At 46.0% G+C, this 2,571-nt stretch carries 2 protein-coding genes; both read right to left on the bottom strand.

Annotated features, from left to right (window positions below; genetic code table 11):
* Positions 1-105: 105 nt before the first annotated feature.
* Positions 106-795 (bottom strand): response regulator transcription factor, encoded by a 690-nt coding sequence (locus PN499_RS28320; protein ID WP_272036826.1) that lies wholly within the window; start codon positions 793-795, stop codon positions 106-108.
* Positions 796-888: 93 nt separating this feature from the next.
* On the bottom strand, positions 889-2,571 hold a 1,683-nt coding region (locus tag PN499_RS28315; protein ID WP_272036825.1), incomplete at its 5' end, for a tetratricopeptide repeat protein.

Raw genomic sequence — 2,571 nt, 5'->3', positions numbered from 1 at the left:
GGGAAGAAGGAAGAGGGAAGAAGAGGATTTTTTTGCAATTAGCCATTAGCCATTAGCCATTAGCAATTCCCTCTTCCCTAGCCCCTAGCCCCTAGTCCCTCTTCCCTAAATCGCCTCAAACTTATAACCAACACCTCGGACGGTTTGAATCATAGAAGGTTGATTAGCATCCGGTTCAATTTTTCGGCGAATTTGACCGATGTGGACATCAACAACACGCTGATCTCCGACATATTCGTAATCCCAAACTTCTTGAAGTAGTTCAGCTCGTCGCCACACGCGACCGGGTTTGCTCGCTAAACAATAAAGCAAGTCAAATTCCAGAGCAGTTAAAGAAACTGTCTGACCGCTAAGCATCACTTCTCGGCGAACTGGATCGATCGCTAGGGGCCCAAAAATCAGGCTTTGCTGTTCTGCGGGAGTGACTATGCGCTTACGCTTCAATATCGCTCCCACGCGGGCACCAATTTCTACAAGACTGAAAGGTTTAGTGATGTAGTCGTCAGCACCTTGGGCAAACCCTTTAATTTTGTCAGCCTCATCAGTTCTGCTAGTTAACATCAAGACAAACACACCCGTCCGACTTTGCATTTCTTGACAAAGTTTGTAGCCAGTGGTGTCGGGCAAATTCACATCCAGAATCACTAAGTCTGGATTGAGCTGCTCAAATAATCCCAGAGCAGTCTGGCCGTCCCCGGCAGACTCCACTTGATAGCCTTGCTGGCTCAAATAGCGGTGAATTAAGTTTCGGATTGCCGGGTCGTCATCAACCACAAGGATCTTTGGAGGGGCCATGACCACAAAGTTGCTTTGAGAATTAGGCAAGAATATAAGTCATAGTAATGGAAAACTTGGATACAGACATACACTAAATTTTAAGTGTCCTATTTACAATTGTTGCAAAATTTCAGGTAGTAAATCGCTAGGAAGCTTAGATAGAGCTAAATTTTGACCTTGCAGCCCACATTCACTATAGAAAGCTTGAATTGTTTTGACAATACAATTTAGAGCAGTCTGGCGACAATCAGCATAGATAGGGTTGGGGGTCTGGCTTTGAGAATTGGTGTTTTCGCGACCTGCTAACCCTGACCCGTTCATTTGCTGTTGCCATCCCATACAAGCTTGCAACTGGTTTTGTAGTGCAGATTCTAGATGGGTTCTTAGCTCAAGTTTACTCAAGGAGAAGTAAGGGTCTGTGGCTAACTGATAGTGGGCTAGCCCTAAATTGTTGTAAGCGGCCAGTATGTCAAACGTCAACTGGTTGGGGTGGATTTGCTTGGCGGCGGCGATCGCGTTTTGATAAGCTGCGATCGCATTCTCCAAAGATTCTATCCGCCCCTGTTTGTGCCGGAGGTTAGCTAGATGCCAGTAAACTGTCCCCAGATTGTTCTGCGTGGCCGCACAGGCAGCCGGTACTAACTCTTGAGTACGATACCTCAAAGCTTCCCGATAGGCATCCACAGCTTCTAATAGGAACCCCTCTGAGGGTTCATGCTGAGCAAGATTCCACCAAGCCGTGCCTAAGTTATTTTGCACTCCCGCATAGTTTAGGGGTTCTCGTTCGGGGCTGTAATAGCTGAGAGCTTTAGTGTAAGCCGCGATCGCGCTTTCGAGATATGCCACTGGTTGGTCGTGTTGAGCTAAATTCCAATAAGCTGTTCCTAAATTATTCTCAACCGCAGCATAATGTTGAGGTTCTACGTCTGGGTCAATATATAAAAGGGCTTCCTGGTAAGCTCTAACCGAATGCTGTAAATTTTGGGTACCATCTCGAAATCGAGCCAAATCTCCCCAAGTTGCGCCTAAATTTTTTTGCAATCTCGCATAGCTCTGGGGTTGCGTCTTGGGATTGAGCTGTGCTAAAGCTTTTTGGTAGAGAGCAATACTGTGTTCTAAATCAGATAAAGCTAAAGATGCAATTTCAGGCGATCGCGGATAGCGAGAAAGCATCCAGTAGAGAGTACCGAGGTCATTGAGAATATCGGGAACAGTCGATAGCTCAGATTTAGCAGAGAGTTGAGTTAAATTCTGGTTAAGTTGGTTAATTAAAGCGCTGCGTTCCCCATCTTCTTGCCGATCGCCTTGTGGTTTTGCATCCGAGCTGGTAAATTCAAGTACCATTTCGTAAGCGCGGATGGCGATTAATAGGTAACTACGCGAAACATCTCCCGCTAAAATGCGATCGCGGTAAAAATTCCCCAAAGTCTGATAAGCCAAAGCCAACGTCTGGGGTAAACACTCTTGTTCCTGTAGCAGTTCGATATATTGCAAAGTTTGAAGCGCCACAAAATTTCGTCCTGTTGCGGGTGAAATCCCATCTCCTCCTTCCAACTCCCCAGATGCAGCCGCGAGTACCAAATCTGCCAGCTCAAGAGCTTTTGGATTTTGAATTTTAGACTTTACAATCGGAATTGCAAACTCTTGGCTAGGAACGGACAAAATTGCAGAATCTTGGCTAGGAACAGACAAAACCTTGGGTCGAGAACCATTCTGTGTATTATTAGAACTCTCCAAAGGCTCCACACCTAAAGACTGGTAACTCAAACGCAGCAAACCCCTCATCTCCCCATC

Origin of the sequence: Kamptonema animale CS-326, assembly GCF_028330895.1 — a bacterium.
Lineage (GTDB): Bacteria > Cyanobacteriota > Cyanobacteriia > Cyanobacteriales > Microcoleaceae > Kamptonema > Kamptonema formosum.
The sequence above is the reverse complement of the archived record's forward strand: the minus strand, read 5'-3'. Positions and strand labels throughout refer to the sequence as shown.